Source organism: Pseudoalteromonas sp. MMG022, from assembly GCF_021654245.1.
Classification (GTDB): Bacteria; Pseudomonadota; Gammaproteobacteria; order Enterobacterales; family Alteromonadaceae; genus Pseudoalteromonas; species Pseudoalteromonas amylolytica.
Window position 1 is genome coordinate 1 of record NZ_JAKFZQ010000045.1, and the last position, 2,010, is coordinate 2,010.

General features: G+C 41.2%; 2 protein-coding genes and 1 pseudogene. All 3 read left to right on the top strand.

Features of this window, described 5'->3' with window-relative positions:
* Positions 1–836, top strand: an 836-nt coding sequence (locus tag L1070_RS20095) for a hypothetical protein (protein ID WP_237126906.1), incomplete at its 5' end; no start/stop codon positions are given.
* Complete coding sequence (locus tag L1070_RS20100; protein ID WP_237126907.1) at positions 817–1,254, top strand: hypothetical protein; 438 nt, start codon at positions 817–819, stop codon at positions 1,252–1,254. The genes L1070_RS20095 and L1070_RS20100, both read left to right, overlap by 20 nt.
* Before the next feature lie 219 nt (positions 1,255–1,473).
* A pseudogene (locus L1070_RS20105) lies at positions 1,474–2,010 on the top strand (transposase); the annotation flags it as partial.

Consider the following 2,010-nt stretch of genomic DNA (forward strand, 5'->3'; position numbering starts at 1 on the left):
ACTTAGCAACCGCCGCAAACTCAATTGAGAATGCGACACGCCCAATTACATCGTTTGATAGATTCAATCGTTTGGTTAATCACTCAAACATGATTAGGCAGCAGTTAAACAGTGATTTAGCAACGAAGGCACAAAGCGTGCAACGCACTCAATCACTCATTGCTAACAATCAAGCTTGGGTTGATAGAAATACCACGACAATGGGTAGAGTGCCACAAGGGTTTGACCTAGAAAGTTCGTTGATAGGTTCTATTGATTGGCAGGATATGAGTCAAGCGTATGCACAGGGGCCATGGCGTGAAGAGTATGTGTTTGGACCGGAGCTGAATATTGCGCAAAGCCAGTCACCTTTTGATTCTATGTCCAGAACAGCAACTGGAACTGGGGTGGGTGCAGCAATATCAACTGCAATACCGGGGTCATTTAGGGTAACGAATGGTTATCAGGGCGTTGTAAGTCCTAAATACTATGCGAGTGGATGGAACGGCGGTAGTCGAGCTGGGATTACTACTTATAATGTTGGTAAAGTCGCTAACGTTCTTGGAGACACGGCACTCATTGCTGGAACAGCTATAGATGCGGTTGGTGTTAGAAATTATTATTTCAATTCAGATCCGAATTCTTTCAAAGTTCATCCAGCAAAAGCCAGTGTTAATCTTGGCATAGGAGTTTTTAGTGCCAAATATAACCCTGTTTTTGGAATTATGTATGGTGCTACGGAGTTACTCTATCCGGGAGGTGCAGCACAGGCCCTGTCAGACTCTGGATCTTTAGCCGAGAGAAACCAAGCTATATTAGGCCCTAATTGGCGTTTACATGGAACTGGTGGTAAATAAAATGAGAAAAAGCTTTAATTTATATACATACATTTATTACCAGTTTTACCGCTTTTTCTCATCAGGATGGGGGGGAATTGCTAAATATTGGCGCCCTTCAGCTGTTCTTGGAGTTGTTGAAGTATGGCTATTAAATGGTGTCGCAAATATTGTTGGGTATATTACAAACACGAAAATGTTTGTAAGTCATCCTGCACACCCCACGGTTGTATTAATTATAATAAGCTTGGTCTCAATTCATTATTTCTGTTTCCATCATAATAACGGGTCACAGAAAATTGTAGCTCAATATGATGAATTACCTGAAAAGACAAATCGCCTTGGAGGTTGGTTGATTTTTGCTGGAATTTTATTAAGTAGTTGGTTTGTGATTGAAAGCTTTCAAATATATGCAACAGTAGCTAAAGGACTAAATTGAAAGCATTTTATCGGCTAGTCATTTAGGCTAGCCGATGCCTTTGGCAATGCGATTGGTAACTCGATTGTGAGTGGTTTAGCGAGTAAGCCGACTAGTACGAATAGCGCTCAACCAAATGTATTTAAGAGGACATCCATCCCAACTTGAATGTTGGGGTGGTTTGTCTAAGCTTTAGTTTCTTCAAAATTCAAATCAAATTCTAAGTTCAAGGAGCGAACGATGGGATTAGCAAGGAAGCGACAAATCAGTTTGTCGGATACGCGGTATTATCATTGTGTTTCACGGTGTGTTCGCCGAGCATTTTTGTGCGGTGAAGATAAATTCACGGGTAAATCATATGAGCATCGAAGGGGCTGGGTAGAAGAACGTTTACTTTTTCTAGCCCAAGTATTTTGTATTGATGTTTGCGCCTATGCAGTGATGAGCAACCATACCCATGTTGTATTATATGTGGATGATAAAAAAGTACAAAGGCTGAGTGATAAAGCGGTGTTGATACGTTGGCACAAACTGTTTAAAGGCTCTATTCTGAGTCATAAATATCTGCAAGGAGAGCGTTTAGACGAAGGACAACGGTTCTTTTTAAACAAGGAGATTACAGAATATCGCAATCGATTGTCGAGTATCAGCTGGTTTATGCGGGTGTTAAATGAAGGCATAGCACGTGCAGCGAATAGAGAAGATAACTGTACAGGCAGGTTCTGGGAAGGGCGTTTTAAATCACAGGCTTTACTCGATGAAGCAGCTTTGATGACT

Coding starts and splice junctions, on each gene's coding strand:
- L1070_RS20100 (WP_237126907.1), top strand. CDS start 817: ATGGAACTGGTGGTAAATAAAATGAGAAAAAGCTTTAATTTATATACA.